General features: G+C 53.5%; 21 protein-coding genes. 13 read left to right on the plus strand and 8 right to left on the minus strand.

The genetic code is table 11. The features are described from left to right. Positions 1-42: 42 nt before the first annotated feature. From AC0Z7K_RS14900 to AC0Z7K_RS14920, 5 genes are all read left to right on the plus strand, one after another. Positions 43-558 (plus strand): Csu type fimbrial protein, encoded by a 516-nt coding sequence (locus tag AC0Z7K_RS14900; RefSeq protein WP_485615029.1) that lies wholly within the window; start codon positions 43-45, stop codon positions 556-558. Positions 559-571: 13 nt separating this feature from the next. Continuing rightward, positions 572-1,102 (plus strand): Csu type fimbrial protein, encoded by a 531-nt coding sequence (locus tag AC0Z7K_RS14905; protein ID WP_485615030.1) that lies wholly within the window; start codon positions 572-574, stop codon positions 1,100-1,102. A gap of 18 nt (positions 1,103-1,120) precedes the next feature. Next, positions 1,121-1,918: a fimbrial biogenesis chaperone gene (locus AC0Z7K_RS14910; RefSeq protein ID WP_485615031.1), complete on the plus strand. Its 798-nt coding sequence runs from the start codon at positions 1,121-1,123 to the stop codon at positions 1,916-1,918. 91 nt (positions 1,919-2,009) lie between these two features. Next, positions 2,010-4,484, plus strand: coding sequence for a fimbria/pilus outer membrane usher protein (locus AC0Z7K_RS14915; protein ID WP_485615080.1), 2,475 nt, complete (start codon positions 2,010-2,012; stop codon positions 4,482-4,484). Continuing rightward, on the plus strand, positions 4,468-5,433 hold the full coding sequence (locus AC0Z7K_RS14920; RefSeq protein ID WP_485615032.1) for a Csu type fimbrial protein: 966 nt from the start codon (positions 4,468-4,470) through the stop codon (positions 5,431-5,433). Before AC0Z7K_RS14915 ends, AC0Z7K_RS14920 begins: the two co-directional genes overlap by 17 nt. 48 nt (positions 5,434-5,481) lie before the next feature. Here the strand turns inward: AC0Z7K_RS14920 and AC0Z7K_RS14925 are convergent, their stop codons facing one another. The 3 genes from AC0Z7K_RS14925 to AC0Z7K_RS14935 form a co-directional block, all read right to left on the minus strand. After that, positions 5,482-5,961, minus strand: coding sequence for a cold shock domain-containing protein (locus AC0Z7K_RS14925; protein WP_112164109.1), 480 nt, complete (start codon positions 5,959-5,961; stop codon positions 5,482-5,484). A gap of 101 nt (positions 5,962-6,062) precedes the next feature. Then, positions 6,063-6,716, minus strand: coding sequence for a DNA oxidative demethylase AlkB (alkB, locus tag AC0Z7K_RS14930; protein ID WP_485615033.1), 654 nt, complete (start codon positions 6,714-6,716; stop codon positions 6,063-6,065). Between the two features lie 52 nt (positions 6,717-6,768). Continuing rightward, entirely contained in the window at positions 6,769-7,659 is an 891-nt protein-coding gene (locus AC0Z7K_RS14935; RefSeq protein ID WP_485615034.1) for a LysR family transcriptional regulator, read from the minus strand. Between the two features lie 92 nt (positions 7,660-7,751). Here AC0Z7K_RS14935 and AC0Z7K_RS14940 point away from each other — a divergent pair, with 92 nt between their 5' ends. Together AC0Z7K_RS14940 and AC0Z7K_RS14945 are read left to right on the plus strand one after the other, a co-directional pair. Continuing rightward, complete coding sequence (locus tag AC0Z7K_RS14940; RefSeq protein WP_485615035.1) at positions 7,752-8,552, plus strand: isocitrate lyase/PEP mutase family protein; 801 nt, start codon at positions 7,752-7,754, stop codon at positions 8,550-8,552. A gap of 132 nt (positions 8,553-8,684) precedes the next feature. Beyond that, positions 8,685-9,503: a shikimate 5-dehydrogenase gene (locus tag AC0Z7K_RS14945; RefSeq protein WP_485615036.1), complete on the plus strand. Its 819-nt coding sequence runs from the start codon at positions 8,685-8,687 to the stop codon at positions 9,501-9,503. Between the two features lie 60 nt (positions 9,504-9,563). On the opposite strand, the gene gudD is transcribed toward AC0Z7K_RS14945, so the two are convergent. The 3 genes from gudD to AC0Z7K_RS14960 are packed head-to-tail and all read right to left on the minus strand — an operon-like array spanning position 9,564 to position 13,648. Next, positions 9,564-10,901 (minus strand): glucarate dehydratase, encoded by a 1,338-nt coding sequence (gene gudD, locus AC0Z7K_RS14950; RefSeq protein WP_485615037.1) that lies wholly within the window; start codon positions 10,899-10,901, stop codon positions 9,564-9,566. A 25-nt stretch (positions 10,902-10,926) separates the two neighbouring features. Then, positions 10,927-12,282 carry an enolase C-terminal domain-like protein gene (locus AC0Z7K_RS14955; protein WP_485615081.1) on the minus strand — a complete coding sequence of 452 codons (1,356 nt, stop codon included), beginning with the start codon at positions 12,280-12,282 and terminating at the stop codon, positions 10,927-10,929. 22 nt (positions 12,283-12,304) lie between these two features. Then, on the minus strand, positions 12,305-13,648 hold the full coding sequence (locus AC0Z7K_RS14960) for an MFS transporter (protein WP_485615038.1): 1,344 nt from the start codon (positions 13,646-13,648) through the stop codon (positions 12,305-12,307). Positions 13,649-14,055: 407 nt separating this feature from the next. On the opposite strand from AC0Z7K_RS14960, the gene AC0Z7K_RS14965 reads away from it, so the two are divergent. Genes AC0Z7K_RS14965 through AC0Z7K_RS14990 form a run of 6 tightly spaced genes read left to right on the plus strand, consistent with a single transcriptional unit; the run spans position 14,056 to position 19,544 of the window. Continuing rightward, positions 14,056-15,999 (plus strand): PAAR domain-containing protein, encoded by a 1,944-nt coding sequence (locus tag AC0Z7K_RS14965; protein WP_485615039.1) that lies wholly within the window; start codon positions 14,056-14,058, stop codon positions 15,997-15,999. Next, positions 15,993-16,670: a DUF2931 family protein gene (locus tag AC0Z7K_RS14970; protein WP_485615040.1), complete on the plus strand. Its 678-nt coding sequence runs from the start codon at positions 15,993-15,995 to the stop codon at positions 16,668-16,670. The genes AC0Z7K_RS14965 and AC0Z7K_RS14970 overlap by 7 nt, the downstream gene beginning before the upstream one ends. 23 nt (positions 16,671-16,693) lie before the next feature. After that, positions 16,694-17,389: a DUF2931 family protein gene (locus AC0Z7K_RS14975; RefSeq protein ID WP_485615041.1), complete on the plus strand. Its 696-nt coding sequence runs from the start codon at positions 16,694-16,696 to the stop codon at positions 17,387-17,389. A 44-nt stretch (positions 17,390-17,433) separates the two neighbouring features. Then, positions 17,434-18,108: a DUF2931 family protein gene (locus AC0Z7K_RS14980; protein WP_485615042.1), complete on the plus strand. Its 675-nt coding sequence runs from the start codon at positions 17,434-17,436 to the stop codon at positions 18,106-18,108. Then, positions 18,038-18,826, plus strand: coding sequence for a DUF2931 family protein (locus AC0Z7K_RS14985; RefSeq protein WP_485615043.1), 789 nt, complete (start codon positions 18,038-18,040; stop codon positions 18,824-18,826). Before AC0Z7K_RS14980 ends, AC0Z7K_RS14985 begins: the two co-directional genes overlap by 71 nt. Positions 18,827-18,848: 22 nt before the next feature. After that, the gene (locus AC0Z7K_RS14990; RefSeq protein ID WP_485615044.1) at positions 18,849-19,544 is read left to right on the plus strand and encodes a DUF2931 family protein; all 696 of its coding nucleotides are present in this window, start codon (positions 18,849-18,851) and stop codon (positions 19,542-19,544) included. A gap of 3 nt (positions 19,545-19,547) precedes the next feature. Here AC0Z7K_RS14990 and AC0Z7K_RS14995 read toward each other — a convergent pair whose 3' ends face one another. Beyond that, complete coding sequence (locus tag AC0Z7K_RS14995) at positions 19,548-20,708, minus strand: CdaR family transcriptional regulator (RefSeq protein WP_413527888.1); 1,161 nt, start codon at positions 20,706-20,708, stop codon at positions 19,548-19,550. A gap of 215 nt (positions 20,709-20,923) precedes the next feature. Beyond that, a complete protein-coding gene (gene degP, locus AC0Z7K_RS15000; RefSeq protein WP_485615045.1) occupies positions 20,924-22,366 on the minus strand; it encodes a serine endoprotease DegP in 1,443 nt (480 codons plus the stop codon). Between the last annotated feature and the right edge of the window lie 140 nt (positions 22,367-22,506).

The raw sequence follows: 22,506 nt of genomic DNA on the forward strand, positions 1-22,506 counted from the left end.
TCCTGACGGTTGGAAAGAGGGTCAGTCAAGGAAGGAATGGTCATGGACATCAAAGTACCGTTGTTGCCAGCCCTGATTGTGCTGCTATGTCAGGCGGCTATCCCGTCTGCGTATTGTGCGACGCTGGGGATAACCGCGACGCTGCTGCCTGCCTGTACGGCGGGCACAACGGTGGGCAGCAACACCACGTTCGGTACGCTCAATTTTGGTAACTACGCCACCCTGTCCAATGCTATCAACGTCACCAGCGCCCAGCTGGCGGGGTCGATTCGCGTGAACTGCGTCAACGGGCTGAGCTACAAAATCCTGATGGACGGCGGTACTGCGGGCAGCGTGGCAGCCCGTAAGATGGCTAACACGACCAACAGCGCATTAACGGTGGGCTATAACCTCTATACCAGCGCGCCGCGCACCACGATTTGGGACAACATCACCGGCGTTAGCGGCACGGGTTCCGGCGCGGATCAGTGGTATCCGGTGTATGGCCGGGTGCCGATGCAAACGACACCCGCCGCCGGTGTGTATACGGACACGGTCAATGTTACCGTCAGCTGGTAGCGGGAGCCGCAAAATGTCTGAATGCGCCCTCTTCCTGCTGGCTTCGTTGTCATTCCTCTTTTCCCCTGTCTTGCTGGCAGCCACCGCCACGAGCAGCTTTACCGTCAACGCTACCATCACCAACGGTTGCGCCTTTGGTACATCCCTCAGCAGCCCGGTCACCAGCCTTGGCACCATCAACTTTGGATCTTTCGCTTTCGTTCCCACCAATGTCGATGTGGTCAGTACCTCCGGCGCGGGTTCCGTCGTCGTGACCTGCACGCCCGGCGCGACGGTGGCGATTGCCATGGACTACGGCACCCACGGTGGTTCGGCGACACAACGTTACATGGCCAACAGCGGTGCTACCGCCACGCTGGCTTATCAGCTTTATCAGGATTCAGCGCATACCAAGGTGTGGGGAACGGCTGCGCTGGCGATGACCGTCAGCAGCTTTCCGGCCACAACACAAACTTACCCGGTCTATGCCCGGTTGTTTTCCTTCACGACGTCACCCACAGCGGGCACTTACACCGACACGGTGACCGTGACATTAACTTATTGAATCATCAGGATGTGAACTATGACTGTCACTTTTTTACGCGTTATTACCCGTCTGATTATGGTGTGCGCGCTGTGCGCGAGCGGACAGGTTTTTGCCGCCAGTTCGGTGCTGGTCTGGCCGGTATATCAGATAATCGAGGCCGACCAGAACGGCTCCGCCCTGTGGCTGGAAAATCGCGGAGCGGATCCGGTGTCTTTGCAAATACGCGTGATGGCGTGGAAGCAGGAGAATTTTAATGAACGCTATGCCGATCAAACCCAGGTCGTCGCCAGCCCGCCGTTTGCTACCGTGGCCCCCGGCCAGCGCCAGCTGATCCGCCTGATTCGCAATACCCCGGTCCCGCCCAAAACTGAAAAGTCGTTTCGCATCATTATTGATGAAATCCCATCGTCACTGAATGCCTCCCCGGAAGGCCAGTCCAAAGCCGTGGTCGGTCTGCAATTGCAGATGCGTTATCTGCTGCCGTTATTTCTCGATGGCGAAGGCATATGGACCAACGACCGTACCGATGTGAAACGCGATCCGGCTTCGGCGACCAGGCCGGTGCTCAAATGGAGCGTGGATACAGAAGGCGGCAAAATGCTGCTGAAAATCAGAAATACCGGCACCGTTCACGCACGCCTGAGCAACGTATTCTGGTCGGCGAATGGCAATAATAAACAGGGCGTCAAAACCATGGTCAGCGGGTTTATGGGATACGTGCTGCCGGGGCAGGAAATGCGCTGGCCGGTACCGGCGGGGGTGATCCCCGGCGGACAGCTCAACGCGCAAATTGCGGATAACACCCAACCCATCGTGATCCCGCGCGGCGAATAAGGCCGGGGCGTAAGCGATGTCATCACGACGCCTGAAGCTGTCATGCAGACTCTCCTTCAACCTGTGCCTGATTTACGCAGGCAGCACCGGCATGTCAGTATTTCCGTTGCTGGTTCAGGCTGAGGAGTACGGCGCACTGCCGGATGCGCCACGCGCCGCGCCAGTGGTGATGGACGCCACCTATTATCTGACGCTGGTGGTAAACGGCCAGACCGATAATCAGGTGGTGCCTGTCATCTGGCGCAGCGGCGCCTACTTTGTGGAATCGGGCGTACTGGTGAAAAACCATGTGCACACCAACGGTCAGCAGCAGGGGCTGGTGAACGTCTCCGCGCTGCCCGGCGTGAAAGCCACCTACAACGCCGCCCTTCAGCAGATGATCATTCAGGTACCGGATGACTGGTTGCCGAAGCAGGACGTCAGCGGCGATAACCTGATCGGCTACACGCCCGCGCAAAGCAGCACCGGTTTACTGTTCAACTACGACGCCTATTACACCGATCCGCACGACGGGCCGCGCTCGGTCGCCACCTATCTGGAACAACGCTTATTCAGCAGCGTCGGCATTCTGACCAATACCGGCACCTGGCGTGACAACATGGATAACAGCGGGAATGACGGCGGCGGCGCGCAGGACGGTTATCTGCGCTACGACACCTACTGGCGGTATAACGATGAACAACGGCTGATCAGTTATCAGGTAGGGGATTTCGTCAGTAACTCGCTGACCTGGAGCAATTCGGCGCGCATGGCCGGTTTACGTATCAGCCGTAACTTCAGCGTGCGGCCGGATCTGGTGACCTATCCGCTGCTGCAATACAGCGGCACGGCGGCGGTACCGACCACGGTGGATCTGTTCCTCAACGGCTACAAAGCCAGCAGCAACAACCTCAATTCAGGCCCCTTTACGCTGACCAACGTGCCGTACATCAACGGTGCCGGGGAAGCGACCGTCGTGACCACCGACGCCCTGGGCCGTCAGGTTTCCACCAGTGTTCCGTTTTATGTGTCGAACACCCTGCTGCGCAAGGGGCTGAGTGATTTCGACATGTCACTGGGGGCAGTGCGGCAAAATTACGGTATCACCAGCGGGGATTATTCCGACGCCGCGTTCAGTGGCATATACCGATACGGCATCAATAATTATCTGACGCTCTCCTCGCACGGCGAAGCGACGCAGGGGCTGGCGCTCGGCGGCATTGGTGCCGATATGGCGGTCGGGCATTGGGGAACAATCAGCGTTTCCGGCAGCCAGAGCCGCGCCAGTCGTGCGCCGACGGACAGCGGCGAACTCGATACCGACAACAACAGCACCCACCTCAACCTCAGCGGGGTGCCGAACAATAACGGGATGATCAGCGCGTCGCCCAATGCCGACGGTGACACTGACCAAAAAAGTGGCAATCAGTACACGGTCGGGTATTCCTACTATTCCACCCGCTTCAGCCTTTCGGCGCTGCGCTCCACCCGCAGCCCCGGCTTTCAGGATCTGACGTCTTACACCAGCGACACCCGCCTCAGCCGTCAGGCCGATCAGGTCACCTTCAGCACCTCGCCGTTTGGCCCGTCCAACGGTACGGTAGGCATCGGGTATTACGACGTCGAAGCCTACGACCGCAGCCATACGCGATTGCTCAATCTTTCCTACAGCCGCTCGCTGTGGGGGCAAAGCAGCATGTTCCTGTCGGTGAACAAAACGCTGAGCGACAGCGGTTACAGCGCGCAGTTGCAGTTCATCGTGCCGCTCGATTCGGGTGCCAGCGTCACCGCTGGGATGCAGCGCGACAGCGCGGGCAATTATCAGGAGCAGCTCAGCGCCAGTAAAACCGCGCCTACCGACGGCGGGCTGGGCTGGAATCTGGCTTATACCGGCGGTCGGGATCCGTATCAGCAGGCCGATGCGACGTGGAAAACCCGTTACGCCACGCTGGAAGGCGGGCTGTATGGCGAAACCGGTAAATACACTAACTGGGCAGATCTCAGCGGATCGGTGGTGTTCATGGCTAATGACTTCTTCCTGTCGGACAAAATCAACGATGCCTTTATTGTCGTCGATACCGGCAATTACGCGGGCGTGCCGGTGATGTATGAGAATCAAAAACAGGGAAATACCGATAAAAACGGCCACCTGCTGATCCCGACGGTCAGTTCGTATTATCCGGCAAAAGTGGATATCGACACTCTGCCTTTACCGGCTGACGTGGTGGCGACCCGCGTCACCGACAACGTTTCCGTGCGCCAGAGCAGCGGCGTGGTCGTCGAATTCAGAGTGAAAAAAGTCCTGTCGGCCAATATCACGCTGCATAACGGCGAGGGCCAGCCGCTGAAAGTCGGCACGCTGGTTACCGAACAAAACAGCCAGCAAACCACCGTCGTCGGTTACGGCGGGCTGGCGTATTTCAGCAATCTGGCAGCGAAAAACATGTTGAGCATCCGTCAGGAAGATGGCTCAGTTTGCCGGATTGGCTTTGACCTCAACGTGAACAGTCACAGCATCGAGCAGGTCGGCCCGCTGGTTTGCCGCAACGGCCCGGTATCAGGAGAGAACAATGAACAGAATCCGTAGATGGACGGTCAGAGTGCTGATGTCAGGCATGCTGCTTTTCAGCATTCAGGCCGCTCAGGCCGCCTGTACCAGCTCTTCTGGCGCAGGCACTTTTGCTTCCAACAACTCGTTCACCGTCGGCACCACCGCCGAACTGGTGACGGCCACCAGCGGTTTTGTGTGCACCGGCAGCGTGCTTTCGTTGCTCAGCACCAATACGGTAACGGCGAATATAGCCTCGACGGCTAATGCTTCTGGCACATCCGCAAGACTGTATAACGGCACCAGTAAACAGTATCTGCCCTACATTATTTGTCAGGACAGCGCCTGCGCGACGCCGGTTAACGTCGGCGCCTCGACCACCTGGAGCAGCACCACGCTGCTTGGCCTGCTGGGGTTATTCAACGCCAGCGACGGCAGCCTGCCGCTGTATCTGAAAACCTCCACCGGCTCCAACCTGCAGGCCGGGACTTACAGCGATACCATCAACATCAGCTGGGCATACCATATCTGTTTTGTCGGCGCGCTCGGGTTGTGCGTATACACCGATGGCACCGCCAATACTGCCATCGCCGTTTCGCTGGTGGTCACCAACTATTGCTATATCGACAGCGCCCCCAACGTCAATTTCGGCCCGGCTGCATTCCCGGCAGGCTTCGCCTCTGTCACCTCTAACTCACTGAGCGTCCGCTGCACGCTCGGCGCGACGTACAGCGTTAACCTTAAGAGCAGCAACACCAGCAACGGTTCGTACCGGCAGATGTCATCGACGGTCAACTCGGTGACCAGCTATCTGCAATACCAGTTACTCAAATCCGATGCGACGGTGTGGACGAATGCGAACGATACCGGAGCGACGGGGACCGGTTTATCACAAAGCATTCCGTATACCGCAACGGTAAATGCCACGCAGGCGAACGTGCCCGCCGGAAATTACAGCGATACGGTACTGGTGACGGTGACGTATTAAAGAAGGGGGAACAGAACCGGTGCGCGGGGAACGCACCGGCCGAAAGGCTTACAGGCCTTTGAGGATTTTCATGGTGGCATCGACGTCAATTTCATCTTCAGAGAACACGTGGGTGGTGTTCTGGAAGGTGGTGATCGCCAGTTTTTTCAGCGTGCGCGTGGCCGCTTTTTTCTCTTCTTCCTGCGGGCGGATGCGGTTCATTAGCAGGCCCACGGACAGCACGGCGTTCTCTTTGTCGATCTGAGAATCTGCCGGCACTTCTTCGCTGAACGCAAGGAAGGATTTGATGCTGGTGATTTTAATGCGCTCACCGGCAATAAAGATGTATTTGCTCTCTGGCTCGACTTTCACCGCAAAGGCAGACAGGCCCTTGTTATTGGTGGTCGGCTCAAAGGTAACTACCGCGTCTTTCTTAATCAGATCCGGGTTTGCGACTTTAATCACGTGGAAATAACGGTTATCGCCGTTTTCATCTTTGATAAAACCGAAACCTTTATCTTCAAACCAGGTTGTGATTACGCCGTTCATCGCTTACCGCCTAATTATTCGTTCAAGATGTCTATTTTGCAGGGCGGCAGTGTAAAGCAGAATGAGGACAAAGTCCTGCGCTTTACAGCCTTTTCACTGCGTTAACTGGCTTTTCGGAACGTCAGGTTAAACCGATACGATCCGGTCAGCGGATGCTCTCCCGCTTTCAGTGGCAAAACGCCGTGATAGCGCAGCCGCGATGGGCCGCCCCACACCACGATATCGCCGTGCGTAAGCTGAACACGCTGTGTTTTGTCGCTGCGCTCCATCCCGCCGAACTGAAAAACCGCCGGTAATCCGAGCGAGACGGAGACTATCGGCTGCCCGAAATCATGCTCATCTTTATCCTGATGCAGGCTCATTTTCGCCCCCGGCTGATACCGGTTGATGAGACACGCATCGGGATCAAAACCGGGGAAGCCCGCCTCTTGTGCCGCCTTCACGGCGATGGCGCGAAACAATGCGGGCATTGCAGGCCACTGCTGCTGATTTTCCGGCGAGGTGGCCTGATAACGGTAACCGGCTTTGTCGGTCACCCAGCCAAAATCCCCGCAGTTGGTCATCGCCACCGACATCGCATAACCGCCCGGCGTTGCACGATACTGAAACGGCACCAGCCCGGCGATCCGGTCAATTTCCGCCAGCAGCCTTACGTCATCCTCCAGCGCCGCACCGCGCAAAACCACCGCGCCGGGGCAAAGATCCTCACGCCAGTTGGAATGAAAATCGGGGTGATCAAAAAGATCTAAATTCATAGCCGCCTCCGCTTATGCGTATCCGGTAAGTATAACGGATATCACCCGATCGTCATTTTCGCTGCCAGCGCGCGGCCAAAAAATCGAGAAGCGCTTTCGCCGCCGGACCGGTACGCCGGCTGGGGCGCACACAATAAACACCGGTTTCCCGCCCTGTCCATTGCGGCAATATCTGCACCAGATCCCCTGCGGCAATCGCCGCCGCCATGGTGACGGCGGAATGAAAAGCGATACCCTGACCATCAATACATAACCGTCGCGCGGCATCGGCATTATCAACTTTGACCGAGCCTTTTGGTGCCAGTGTGCGTTCTTCTGCGTTCGAAAATACGCGCCATAGCACGCCATCCTGACTGGCGGAGGAGACAATGCACTCATGCTGATTGAGATCTTCTAAGGTCGCAGGACTGCCGCGTTTTTCCAGATAGGCAGGCGCCGCCACCAGGATCCGCCGGTTATCCAGCATCTTATGGGCGATCAGGGAAGAATCCTTCATGCGCCCGATTCGAAAGGCCAGCATGATGCCCTCCGAAACCAGATCGGCATAGCCATCGCTCAAACGCAGATCTAACTGCACCTGCGGACAGCTCGCCAGAAACTCACTCAGATAAGGCACGATGTGCGTATGACCGAAAGCAACTGGCGCACTCACGACCAGTACGCCATAGGGAAGTGTCTGTTCATCACGCACCCTTCCGGCAGCGTTATTGAGCTGCAACAGCGCCTGATGGCATTCGCCGTAATATCGCTTGCCGGTTTCTGTCAGCGACATGGCCCGGGTGGTCCGGTTCAGCAGCGTTGTGCCGAGCTCCTGTTCCAGTGTTTTAATAAAACGACTGACGGAAGATGGCGTAATGCCCAGCGCGCTGGCCGCCCGGGCAAAACTGTGATGTTCAACCACCGCGACAAAAGTTTGTACCAGATGCAGGGAAGGCGCGTTCATTATTGCTCTCAGAGAAAGAATGAATGTTATTTCCGGCTATTATCAAGAAAATTTAGCATGATTAGAATGATTCTTTTTTTAAGGAGCTTTCCATGAAAACGCCCTCAGCCAGCCTGTTCCACTCCCTTCATCAGCAGGATATTCCGCTAAAACTACCCAATGCCTGGGACGCAGGCAGCGCACGCCAGATAGAGAGTCTGGGAGCAGCAGCGATCGCCACCACCAGCGCGGGCGTCGCGTGGTCTCTTGGCTACCGCGACGGCAATCACCTGCCAGCAGAGGAATATGTCGCCCGTGCTGCGTCGATTTTTCGGGTGATTTCAGTGCCGCTTTCCGTGGATATCGAGGGCGGTTACAGCGAGGATCCGGCGACAGTGGCATTAACTGTATCCCGGTTTATGGATACAGGGGTTGTTGGTATCAATATTGAGGATGGTGCAGGCGATCCGCAATTGTTGTGCCGCAAAATCGAGGCCATAAGAGCGGCCAGCATCCGACACGGAGTCGATCTTTATATCAACGTGCGCACCGACGTTTATGCACGTAATTTAGTTCCTGCGGCTGAAAAAGTGGCTGAAGTCCTGACGCGGGCGCGGGCTTACAGCGAGGCCGGTGCCAACGGCATTTTTGTACTGGGCCTCGCGGAGAGTAACGAAATACACGCCATTGCTGACGGCACTCATCTGCTGCTCAACGTGGCGGTCTGGCCGGGTCTGCCCCAGGTCACTGAACTCGCAGGCCTTGGCGTACGCCGCCTGAGCGCCGGTTCCTGGTTGCCGCAAACGTTATGGGCGCATAATGCACAACTGGTCAGCGGATTCCTGCAACAGGATGACATGACGTCAATGCTGGAAAAAGCAGCACCCTACTCAGAAATTAACACGATGTTTTAAAAATCCGAATAAAGCCTGAACAGGAGAGGTAAACAAGAATTTCACCGCCAGCCCGGCAACATGATTATTGTAGGGTTGTAACGTTTCAGCTAAGGTTCAAAGAGATCAAAATTACCCTATTAGGAGAACATCATGAGTCGGGAAATCAACAAAGACACGCAGTTATGTATGTCCCTTTCCGGTCGTCCGGGAAATTTCGGTACCCGTTTTCATAATTACCTGTATCAGGCGTTAGACCTGAACTTCGTCTACAAAGCCTTCAGCACCAAAGATATCGAATCCGCAGTCAAAGGCGTGCGTGCGCTGGGGATCCGCGGCTGCGCGGTGTCCATGCCGTTCAAAGAAGCCTGTATTCCGTTCCTCGATGAACTGGATCCGTCCGCAACTGCCATTCAGTCGGTCAACACCATCGTCAACGACGACGGTTTCCTGCGCGCCTACAACACTGACTACATCGCCGTCGCCAAACTGCTCGACAGCCATAAAGTCCCGCGTGATGCGGTCTTCGCGCTGCGCGGCAGCGGCGGTATGGGTAAAGCGGTGGTTGCCGCCATTCGTGACGCCGGTTTCAAAACTGGTTATATCATCGCCCGCAACGAAGCCAACGGCCGCGCGCTGGCTGAAGAATATGGTTATGAATGGAAAGCCGAAGTGGGCGATTTGCCGGTGGATATGGTGGTGAACGTCACGCCAATCGGTATGCCTGGTGCTCAGGAAGCTGACGCTTTGTCGTTTGAACCGCAGGTGATTGACCGCGCCAGCACCGTGTTTGACGTGGTGGTCGCGCCGGGCGGGACACCACTTATCCGCTATGGCCACGAACAGGGTAAGAAAGTCATCACCGGCGAAGAAGTCGCCGCATTGCAGGCCGTCGAGCAGTTTGTTCTCTATACCGGTAAACGTCCGTCTGATGAACTGATTGAGCAAGCCGCGGCGCACGCGCGGGGCTAAGTTTCCTGCCATAATGTAAAAAGCCTCTCAACTGAGAGGCTTTTTTATGTGCATAAGCGCTTACCGCACCAGACACGGCCTTTTCGGATCAAACTTCCAGTCCGGCACCAGGAACTGCATGCCTTGTGCGTCATTGCGCGCGCCGAGACCCATGCCTTTGTACAGCTCGTGGGCTTTCATCACCTGATCCATATCCAGCTCAACGCCCAGACCCGGTTGTTCCGGGACGCGGACTTTGCCGCCTTTTATCTGCAACGGCTCTTTGGTCAGGCGCTGATTGCCTTCCTGCCAGATCCAGTGGGTGTCGATGGCGGTGATTTTACCCGGTGCGGCAGCGGCTACCTGAGTGAACATCGCCAGTGAGATATCAAAGTGGTTGTTGGAATGTGAGCCCCACGTCAGGCCCCATTCGTGGCACATCTGCGCCACGCGCACTGAACCCTGCATGGTCCAGAAATGCGGATCCGCCAGCGGGATATCCACCGATTTTAGCTGGAGGGTATGCCCCATCTGACGCCAGTCGGTGGCGATCATATTGGTCGCGGTCGGCAGGCCGGTGGCCCGGCGGAATTCCGCCATGACTTCACGCCCGGAGAAGCCCTGCTCTGCGCCACACGGATCTTCGGCATACGCCAGCACGCCGCGCAGCTGTTTGCCGAGTGCGATCGCTTCAGCCAGCGACCAGGCACCGTTCGGATCGAGGGTGATTCGCGCCTGCGGGAATCGCTGTGCCAGCGCAGTAACGGCTTCTGCTTCTTCGCTACCCGCCAGTACGCCGCCTTTGAGTTTGAAATCGTTGAAGCCATATTTTTCATACGCGGCTTCCGCCAGACGCACAACTGCCGCCGGAATCAGTGCTTCTTCATGACGCAGACGATACCAGTCGCAGGCGTCGTCCGGCTGACTCTGATAACCAAGCGAGGTTTTATTGCGATCGCCGATGTAGAACAAATAGCCGAGCATTTCGACTTCATCGCGCTGCTGACCGTCACCGAGTAACGAGGCCACCGTAACGCCGAGATGCTGGCCGAGCAGATCCAGCATCGCTGCTTCGATCGCGGTGACGACGTGAATGGTGGTGCGCAGATCAAAGGTTTGCAGCCCGCGGCCAGACGCATCGCGATCGGCGAATTTCTCACGCACGGCGGTCATGACGTTTTTGTATTCGCCGAGCGTTTTGCCGACAACCAGCAGTGAAGAATCCTCCAGAGTCTGGCGGATTTTCTCGCCGCCGGGCACTTCGCCGACGCCGGTATTACCGCTGCTGTCCTTGAGGATCAGGATGTTACGGGTGAAAAACGGTGCGTGTGCGCCGCTGAGATTCAGCAGCATACTGTCGTGTCCGGCTACCGGGATCACCTGCATGGAAACAATTTTTGGCGCAGAGTAAGAGGTCATATGTGCTCCTTATTAATCAAAATTCTTAACCACGGCCCATTGCCGGACGCTTACGATCGAAGGTCCAGCCGGGGATCAGATACTGCATCGCGGCGGCATCGTTACGTGCACCGGTCGGCAGCTTCTTGTGCAGTTCATGGGCGCGATGGATTTGATCCATGTCGATCTCCACGCCGAGCCCCGGTTTTTCAGGGACTTTGATTTTGCCGTTCACGATTTGCAGCGGCTCTTTGGTCAGGCGCTGATTGCCTTCCTGCCAGATCCAGTGCGTATCGATGGCGGTCGGTTTGCCCGGTGCAGCGGCGCCCACGTGGGTGAACATCGCCAGAGAAATATCGAAGTGATTGTTGGAGTGGCAGCCCCACGTCAGCCCCCAGTCATCGCACAGCTGGGCGACGCGCACCGCGCCCTGCATGGTCCAGAAATGCGGATCCGCCAGCGGAATATCCACCGACTGCAACATCACCGCGTGCTGCATCTCGCGCCAGTTGGTGGCGATCATGTTAGTGGCCACGGGCAGACCGGTCGCCCGCCGAAATTCAGCCATCACTTCACGGCCTGAGAAGCCTTGCTCAGCGCCACACGGATCTTCGGCATAGCTGAGGATCCCCTGCATGTTTTTGCACAGACCAATCGCTTCATCCAGCAGCCACGCACCGTTGGGGTCGACGGTGATCCGCGCATCCGGAAAACGTTTTGCCAGCGCTTTCACCGCGTCGATCTCCTGCTCGCCCGGCAGCACGCCGCCTTTGAGTTTGAAGTCTTTAAAGCCGTAGCGATCCTGCGCCGCTTCCGCCAGCTGCACGACGGCGTCGCTGTTCATTGCCTCCTGATGGCGCAGCTGATACCACTCGTGCCTGCCCCGTTTCTCTGCTCCCTGTCCGCCATCCAGATAGGGAAGATCGGTTTTCTGCCGGTCACCGATGTAAAACAGATAGCCGAGCACCGTCACTTCATCCCGCTGCTTACCCGGCCCGAGAAGTTCACAGACCGGCACGCCGAGGAATTTCCCCATCAGATCGAGCAGTGCGGCTTCCAGTGCTGCAACGGCGTTAACGCGCAGTTCAAACGTCCACGCGCCTTTGCCGAATGAATCAAAATCCGATGACTGATTACCGGTGTGAATCTGATGCACCAACCGGTTCATCCGCGCCACTTCCTGGCCTTTAACCTGTGTAATGGCATCCACCAACGTGGTGTAAATCACTTCGCCACCCGGCGCTTCGCCCACGCCGGTATTGCCCGCGCTGTCGGTCAAAATCACGATATTACGGGTGAAGTATGCCCCGTGCGCGCCGCCGATGTTCATCAGCATACTGTCGTGCCCTGCCACAGGAATGACCTGCATATCGGTGATTATCGGGGAAGATTGCGTATTCATCATGTTTCTCCTTTTCTGTAGGTCAGAACGGGCGTAACTGGATACGTTCGATTTTGCCAACGATAAATACATAGCTGACGACCGCCAGCAGCGCGTGGATCCCGACGTAAATCAGTGCGCCGTTAAAGGAACCGGTGGTGCCGATGATGTAGCCAATAGCGATCGGCGTGACGATACCGGAGACGTTGCCGAACATGTTGAACAGCCCACCGCTCAGCCCGCTGATTTCTTTCGGCGCGGTATCGGCCATCACCGCCCAACCCAGCGCGCCAAGGCCTTTACCAAAGAAGGCGAACGCCATAATGCCGACCACCATCCACTCGGTATCGACATAGTTACAGGCAATCATCGACATCGACAGCAGCATCCCGATAACGATCGGCGCTTTGCGTGACAGCGTGAGGTTATTGGTTTTACGCATCAGCCAGTCGGAAATGATCCCGCCCAGTACGCCGCCGAGGAACCCGCAAATCGCCGGCACCGACGCCACCATCCCCGCTTTGAGGATCGACATCCCCCGCGCCTGCACCAGATAAACCGGAAACCAGGTGATGAAAAAGTAGGTCAGCGCATTGATGCAATACTGGCCAATGTAGATGCCAATCATCATGCGGGATTTCATTAATTGTTTAATCTGGAAGAGTTTTTCACCTTTGACGGCGGCTTTTTTAGTCGTCTTCTGATCCATATTGATCAGCGCACCGCCCGCTTCCATGTAATCCAGTTCGGCCTGATTCACACCCGGATGATCTTTCGGATCGTGGATCACTTTCAGCCAGATAAAACTCAGGATGATCCCCAGACCGCCCATGAAGAAGAAGACGTGTGACCAGCCGACTTCGTGAGTAAGCCAGCCCATGATCGGCGCGAAGATCACCGTGGCGAAGTACTGCGCTGAGTTAAAAATCGAAACGGCAGTGCCGCGCTCCTGCGCCGGGAACCACGCAGCAACGATGCGGCTGTTGCCCGGAAAAGACGGTGCTTCAGCCAGACCAACCAGAAAGCGTAACGCGAACAGCGAGACCACAATGCCAAAGCCGCTGAATACATCGACAAAGCCTTGCAGCAAGGTAAATAAAGACCAGATGAAAATACTGTAGAAATAAACTTTTTTAGATCCGAATTTATCCAGCAACCAGCCACCGGGTATTTGTCCGATCACATAGGCCCACGAAAATGCCGAGAAAATATAACCCATCCCGACCGAATCCAGACCGATATCTTTCGCCATTGCCGAACCGGCAATAGATAATGTCGCACGATCGCCGTAATTAAAGGAGGTGACGATAAATAACATCACCACTATCCAGTAGCGCGCGTTAGTTCTTTTTTTTACGGCACTGGCTGATGAAACGATTGTTTCCATGGTGTTCTCCGGAATTAATGACAATGCCTGAACCCGAAGGTGCAAGTCATTCCGTCCGCGTAGAGAACTGTAGGGTTCGCAGAGGAGGGAATGAAGCCAGTATAAGAACAACCCTTGAGCAACTCATTAGGCAAAGCGCCAAGCATCTGGGCAGCTTTGCATTTATCTTGAGGCGAATGCCCAGCGTCATGCGAGTCAGTTCACGAAAAGTGGAACTGCTGTGATGGGCGTCACGCAGGTAAAAACAAAAGAAAAATTTTAAGTCGTTTCTGAAAATAAAAAACATTCAGAGGGTAAATAACTCACCTCAAAATGCCTCAAACTTCATATTATTTTTATCAAATCACCCGGCGTAGAGTGGTATCCGAAATTTTATTTTTCAAAATAAAGTGAAAGGATATCGGTAAATGGCAAAGGGATATTTTCTTCGAATTGGTGATAAGACCACCTGTGGTGGCGAGATACTTAGCGGCAGCGCAACATTGCGTTTTCACGGCATAGCCGGCGCAAGGGCCGGGGATAAAGTAAGCTGCGGGAGATTCCCCGGCAAGTTTGAAATTGTTGGAGGTTTACCCAAACGTCGTAACGAGGGTTTGTTGCTGGCCGGTACGCTGCACAGCGTCAGCTCCTGCCCTTGCCAGTCGACCTTTATTCACACGATTGAAAATGGTTATGAAAAGAAAGCCGTTATCAACCCGGACACTATGGATATGACGGGTCAGCCTTCGGGGCAACTAAATGAGGATGGAGAGCCTGAACAACACGCTCAGTCAACGAGGCGACATAAACAATCATCAACCGGCACACCTCTCGTTACTGATAAGAGTATTTCGCCCCAATCTCACGAAGAACCCGATAAACCTAAACGTGAAATTACACTGACCCTTGGGGTATTTTTCGACGGCACCGGGAACAACGCAATCAATACCGAGAATATGCTTAAAGCCTGTAGCAGCGAGCATTTCAACCTAAGCGACAAAGATGCCAAAACGATTCTGACTCAGTGCGGCCACAACAGGATGGGTGTATCGGGCTTTGGCGCAGGCAGCTATACCGGGTATTACACCAATGTGCATTGGCTGCATACGTTGTATCAACAAAACTTCTCTGCTGAGAATACGCAAATCCAAAGGGCTATTTATGTTGAAGGCGTTGGTACCAAAGCGGGAAAACCTGACAATCCGGTCGGTCTTGGTTTAGGAATTTCTGATACTGGTGTTATCGCTAAGACAGATGAGGCAGTTGTTAATCTTATCCAGGGAATTCAACAAGGGCTTGTCAGCATAAATAATATGCTGGAAGGTAAATCATTTTTAATTAAAAACATACAGTTCGATATTTTTGGCTTTAGTCGTGGCGCCGCTGCAGCTCGGCACTTTGCGAACCGGATATTTTCAAAGGATGATGCAATCGTCGCTGCTATACGCCAGGGGATCGGGGAAGTGGAATATCACGGCGAACCGGAAGGGAAAACCCGTTTTTTAGGCATTTTTGATACTGTCGCCGCCATTGGTACCCCCTCAAACGGCCTTAACCCGCATACGGCGGATACCGGAGACGTTAATATTGTCTTGCGCCCCGGTGTGGCAGAAAAAGTTTTCCATATCACCGCGCAGAATGAATGCCGCTTTAACTTCGCACTTAACAGCGTTAAACCTGCATGGCCCGAACTGGCACTGCCTGGTGTGCACTCCGACATCGGTGGCGGCTATCTTCCACTGGAGCGTGAGAATCTTTTTATCAGTCGCCCGCTGGTTGAAACTGTTCCCTTCACAAGGCCCGGCGAGCAAACACGGGTATACCAACAAACGGTACATGAACAGGGAGTGCTGAATCTGGCACCGACGATTGCACCCTTGATGCGAACGAATAAATTTTCAGTCGAAACATGGTACGACGACCGGATGCCACAAGATCGTTACGGTAACTTCCAGAAACGCAGTTTTGCAGCACTGGTGATGCGTGACAGAGTCGTGAAAAATGACTGGTCGAAGGTCGTATTGCGCGTGATGTTGGATGCAGCACAGGAGGCGGGTGCTATTTTTGAACCAATCCGCGAAACAAATACTGAGTTACAAATCCCTCTTGAACTTACCTCTTTTTGCGCTCAGGCCATTGCCTATGGCAAAGCAACCCGTTCCGGGCCAACAACCCAAGGTTTCACCATCGATGAAATTGACCAGATAGCCAAAGACTATATTCATTGTTCGTCGAACTGGGACGCAGTAGTCACGGATGCCAGCGGGGGCATTCAAGGAGGAACATCTGCCGCAGAAATCATTTTCACCGGACGCCCGGATGAAAACTGGCGACGTTCTGAATACAACATGGATGGGAAAAAACTATGGTGATAATACGCACTGTCGCGCTGATTTTATTATTAAGTCTTACCGCTTGCCATAAAACACCTCCGCAACATGGCCGCTCAGCGGCCGTCGCAGAGGGTGACTGGACGCTGCCTTATGGTAAATGGGGATTTGCTTTCCTTACACCTGAAGCATTGCCTGCCACGGTAACCCATGTACGCATTGTCGATACCGCAGGATACCTGAACAGCTTTAATACTTTGGATGGCACACATAGCGACCCTAATATTATTGGAACCTGGAGTAATAAGAGTCGAAGTGGCTCGGTGTATTTCAATAAAGTTAGTCACCCCCCGCAATATATGATTTTTTGCTGGGATTCGATTATTGATATGAAAACTTACGAAACTAGCCTCTTTTTCCCGCAGGAGGTCTGGCAGAAAATGCGTGTCCCGACTGGCAAGGATATGTTCGGCAATACGGCATGGTATGACACGATGTTGTTTGGTCTAGCCCCCGAAGGCAAAGTCAGAGTCTGGTTACAGAACAGCGCAGGCGGATCAAATTATCCTGTTCCGGTGACAGATCTTAAAACCGTGTCAGGGGAAGAGTTGACTGTTTGCAGAGGGATTACCAAAAGTGATTTTTCCTATGGATACGATCAGGACATTAAAGATTTCATCAAAGGAAAAACCTATCCATACGGAGAATGGTGATTTGCAAGCCGGAATAACAGAACATGGACGAAAAAACTATGGCATTAATACGCACTCCCGCGCTGATTTTATTATTAAGTCTTACCGCTTGTCATAAGACACCTCCGCAACATGGCCGCTCAGCCCCGGCTGTTGAGGGGGATTGGACACTTCCCTATGGGAAATGGGAGTTTGCTTTCCTTACACCTGAAGCATTGCCAGCCACGGTAACCCATGTACGTATTGTCGATACCGCAGGATACCTGAACAGCTTTAATACCTTGGATGGTACACACAGTGATCCCAATATTGTCGGAACCTGGAGCGATAAAAGCCGAAGTGGTTCGGTGTATTTCAATAAAGTCAGTCATCCCCCGCAATATATGATTTTCTGCTGGGATTCGATTATCGATATGAAGACTTACGAAACCAGTCTCTTTTTCCCGCAGGAGGTCTGGCAGAAAATGAAGACTCCCGCCAGTTATAAGGCTCGTTCAGGAAATACTGTCTGGTACAAAACAATGCTATTTGGTCTGGCACCTGAGGGAAAAGTCAGAGTCTGGCTGCAGGATGTCGGTAATCACCCTAATTATCCTGTACCGGTTACAGACCTGAAAACAGTTTCAGGGGAAGAGTTGACTGTTTGCAGAGGGATTACGAAACACCCTGATGGCTATGTGTATTACGGTGAAACACCTGATTTCATCAAAGGAAAAACCTATCCATATGGAGAATGGTGAGTTTCAAACCGAAATAGAAAATACAACATGGATGGGAAAAAACCATGGTGATAATACGAACTACCGCGCTGATTTTATTATTAAGTCTTACCGCTTGCCATAAAACACCTCCGCAACATGGCCGCTCAGCGGCCGTCGCAGAGGGTGACTGGACGCTGCCTTATGGAAAATGGAGTTTTGCCTTTTTCACACCGTTAGCTCTGCCAGCGACGGTAACCCATGTCCGAATTATTGATACCGCCGGTTATCTCAACACTTTTAATATGTTGGACAGCACGCAAGATAATCCTTACAGCGTGGGAAAATGGTTCGATAAAGTTCAGCGCGGTGCCACCTTCAATAAACTCAGCGATCCCCCGCAATATATGATTTTCTGCTGGGACTCCATTATCGATATGAAGACTTACGAAACCAGTCTCTTTTTCCCGCAGGAGGTCTGGCAGAAAATGCGTGTCCCGACTGGCAAGGATATTTTCGGCAATACGGCATGGTATGACACGATGTTGTTTGGTCTAGCCCCCGAAGGCAAAGTCAGAGTCTGGTTACAGAACAGCGCAGGTGGTTCCAATTACCCTGTGCCAGTAACAGATCTTAAAACCGTGTCAGGGGAAGAGCTAACTGTTTGCAGAGGGATTACGAAACACCCTGATGGCTATGCGTATTACGGTGAAACACCTGATTTCATCAAAGGAAAAACCTATCCATACGGATCATGGTGATTTGCAAACCGGAATAACAAAAATGGACGAAAAAACTATGGTCTTAATACGCACTGCCGCGCTGATTTTATTATTAAGTCTTACCGCTTGTCATAAGACATCTCCGCAACATGGCCGCTCAGCCCCGGCTGTTGAGGGGGATTGGACACTTCCCTATGGGAAATGGGAGTTTGCTTTCCTTACACCTGAAGCATTGCCAGCCACGGTAACCCATGTACGTATTGTCGATACCGCAGGATACCTGAACAGCTTTAATACCTTGGATGGTACACACAGTGATCCCAATATTGTCGGAACCTGGAGCGATAAAAGCCGAAGTGGTTCGGTGTATTTCAATAAAGTCAGTCATCCCCCGCAATATATGATTTTCTGCTGGGATTCGATTATCGATATGAAGACTTACGAAACCAGTCTCTTTTTCCCGCAGGAAGTCTGGCAGAAAATGAAAACTCCCGCCAGTTATAAGGCTCGTTCAGGAAATACTGTCTGGTACAAAACAATGCTATTTGGTCTGGCACCTGAGGGAAAAGTCAGGGTCTGGCTGCAGGATGTCGGTAATCACCCTAATTATCCTGTACCGGTTACAGACCTGAAAACAGTTTCAGGGGAAGAGTTGACTGTTTGCAGAGGGATTACACGACACACTAAAGGCTACGGGTATACGAAAACGACACAGGAGTTCATCAAAGGAAAAACCTATCCATACGGAGAATGGTGATTTGCAAACCGGAATAACAAAAATGGACGAAAAAACTATGGTCTTAATACGCACTGCCGCACTGATTTTATTATTGAGTCTTACTGCTTGTCATAAAACACCTCCGCAACATGGCCGCTCAGCCCCGGCTGTTGAGGGGGATTGGACACTTCCATATGGGAAATGGGAGTTTGCCTTCTTCACTCCAAAATTACTTCCGGCAACGGTCACGCATGTACGGATTGTAGATACAGCAGGAAATTTAAACAGCTTTAATACTCTGGACAGCACACAAGATAACCCGTATAGCATTGATAAATGGAGCGATAAGGTCAGAAGAACTTCTATCCACTTCAATAAAGTCAGTCATCCACCGCAGTATATGATTTTCTGCTGGGACTCAATTATCGATATGAAGACTTACGAAACCAGTCTCTTTTTCCCGCCGGAGGTCTGGCAGAAAATGAAAACTCCCGCCAGTTATAAGGCTCGTTCAGGAAATACTGTCTGGTACAAAACAATGTTATTTGGTCTGGCACCAGAAGGGAAAGTCAGGGTCTGGCTGCAGGATGTCGGTAATCACCCTAATTATCCTGTACCGGTTACAGACCTGAAAACAGTTTCAGGGGAAGAGTTAACTGTTTGCAGAGGGATTACCAAAAGTGATTTTTCCTATGGATACGATCAGGACATTAAAGATTTCATCAAAGGAAAAACCTATCCATACGGAGAATGGTGAGGTTTAACCATGATCATTATCTAATTGCAGTGCCACGTACAGCAGCAGACGGTCGTCGAAATTACCCAGATCTAATCCGGTTAATTCAGAAATTCTGTTAAGCCGATATTCCAGCGTATTGCGATGAATATATAAGGCTTTCGAGGTCGCTGTCGGCTGGACGTTATTATGAAACCACGAGGCTAAGGTGCGTCGCAGTAATCCGTTGCTGTCGGTGGCCTTTAAACGCGCCAGAGGCCGCACCAGTTCGTCTGCCTGCCAGCCACCGCGCAGGCTGTCGAGCAGCACGGGAAGGATCAGATCCTGGTAGAAATAACAGCGCTGATCGGGCATCCGCTGTTTACCGACGGTCATGGTGGTGCGCGCGGTTCGGTAAGAGCGGGCGATACTGCCGGGCCCGGTGAAGAAGTTGCCGAGAGAAATACGCACGCGCAGGCGCCCGGTTTCGGTCATGCGCGAAAGCAGATGATCGATGCGCTGACGGTGGCCGTCCGGATCCCAACGATCGTAGCTGTTCAGCGCCGGTTTCAGCACCACCATTTCGGTGAGGGAAACAATGGCGATCAGGTTGTCACGCTCCGGTGTAGTGAGCAGCGTTTGCAACTGTTGCAGCTCGGCCATTGCGGAATCCACGCCCAACTGGCCGCTGTCCACTTCCACCACTGCCGCCACACGTGGACGATTCAAATCAATACCCAGCCGCTGCGCCCACTCTTTTAGCGCCGGAGAAAGTTCATCCACGCGTATCAGATTGAGTACCAGCTCTTCACGCAGACGACTGTCCTGCGCCAGCATATGCAACAGCCGCGCCTGTTCAAGCATCATTTCAGCAGTCATGCACACCAGCTCGCCGTACTGGCGCAGCTGTAACGGATTTCCGGTCAGGCCGATTACGCCGACGATCTGGCCGTCAATGCGCAGCGGTAAGTTGATACCCGGACGCACCCCGTGCAAATGCCGTGCGACGCCTTCGTCGATGTCGACGATGCGTTCCTGTGAAATTGCCAGTAATGCGCCTTCGTGTAATTCGCCAAGGCGCTGATCGTCGCCGCTGCCGATGATTTTCCCACGGCCATCCATGACATTTACATTACTATCAATAATTTGCATGGTGCGGGCAACGATTTGCTGCGCCAGCTTTGCATCGAGATGGTACGCCGACATGGGTTCCCTGCCTTGGCTGTTTTTCTTAGTCAGACCAGCATACTCAGTCGCCGGCAGCCAGACATTATGCAAATGCCCAAAGAGCAGAAGAACCCTTTGAAGTTGCGGGGAAAGTCACAGTTTTAAGCAAATGCACAGACGCGTGCAAAGGGAGGCGTGAATTACAGGCAAAAGAAAAGGCACGCCGGAGCGTGCCTTAGGGAAATGCTGACGAATTACTGTGCCAGCAGGTAGATCGAAGTGTCACCGCGCAGAATATCCAGCGCCAGCACCGATGGTTTGGTGTCGAGGATTTTACGCAGTTCGCCCAGGTTGGCGACTTTCTGCTGGTTCACGCCAAGGATCACATCGCCTTTTTTCAGGCCGATACGCGCTGCGGTGGAGCCCGGTTTCACTTCATCGACTTTCACGCCTTTCTTATCGGCAGCGGCATTGTTGCTCAGTTCAGCGCCTTCGATACCGGTGTAAATATTGCCGGACTCGACTTTTCCACTCTGAGTGCTCTGCTCAATAGTTACATCCACGTTCACCGGTTTGCCGTCGCGCAGCAGGCCGAGGGTCACTTTAGTGCCAATTGGCATAGTGCCAATATCCGCACGGAACGACGCAAAGCTGCTGATCGGTTTACCGTTCATGCTCAGGATCACGTCACCGGCCTTGATGCCCGCTTTCTCTGCGGCAGATTTCGGCATGACCTGGCTGATGAATGCTCCGCGCTGTGCGTCAACTTTCATTGCTTTCGCCAGCTCAGAGTTCAGCTCGGTACCCATGATGCCGAGTTCGCCACGTTTGACCTGACCGTATTCGATCATCTGTTTAGACAGGTTCTGCACCATGTTGCTTGGGATCGCAAAACCGATACCAATGTTGCCGCCGTCCGGTGCCAGAATCGCAGTGTTCAGGCCGATCAGTTCACCGTTCAGGTTAACCAGCGCGCCGCCTGAGTTACCGCGGTTGATCGCCGCATCCGTCTGGATGAAGTTCTCGTAGTTTTCGATGTTCAGGCCGGAACGACCCAGCGCAGACACGATACCTGAGGTCACCGTTTCACCCAGACCGTACGGGTTACCGATAGCGACCGTGTAGTCACCGACGCGCAATTGACCGGAATCGGCCATCTTAATCGCCGTCAGATTTTTCGCGTCCTGCAACTGGATAACCGCGATATCAGAACGCGGATCTTTACCGATCACTTTGGCGTCAAATTTACGGCCATCGTTGAGCTGCACGCTGATTTTGGTGGCGTTATCCACCACGTGGTTGTTAGTAACCACATAGCCTTTCGCAGCATCAATGATGACGCCGGAGCCCAGTGCGCGGAAATCTTCTTTCTGCTCAGGTGCTTGCTGCTGGCCATCCTGACCGCCGCCCTGACAAACCGGTGAGCCCTGGAACGGCGAACCGTCCTGGCACAGCGGGGAATTCTGGCCAAAGAACTGCTGGAACTGCTGGCCCATTCGCGGCGTTTTAGCCGGGGCGCTGCCTTCAACGTTCACACTCACCACGGATGGCATAACTTTTTCCAGCATTGGCGCCAGGCTTGGAAGCTGTGCCGTGCTGGAAGAGGCTGATTCAGCAGCCAGCGCAGAAGAAACCGGCGCCATGGCCATACCGATACTCAACGCTAAAGCGCTCAGGAATAATGTCGTTTTTTTCATTTTTCAGGATCTCTTAAAATTATTGTAGCAACCAAAATAGTCGCATTGCTTGGTAGTTGTGATACTGAGATGTAATTAATAGCGTGAAGTTCATCAGGGTCGATCGGTTAATAGTAAAAAATTATTGTGAATATTTACAA

This window comes from Rahnella sp. 1L-D-7-B-C2 (genome assembly GCF_057290995.1).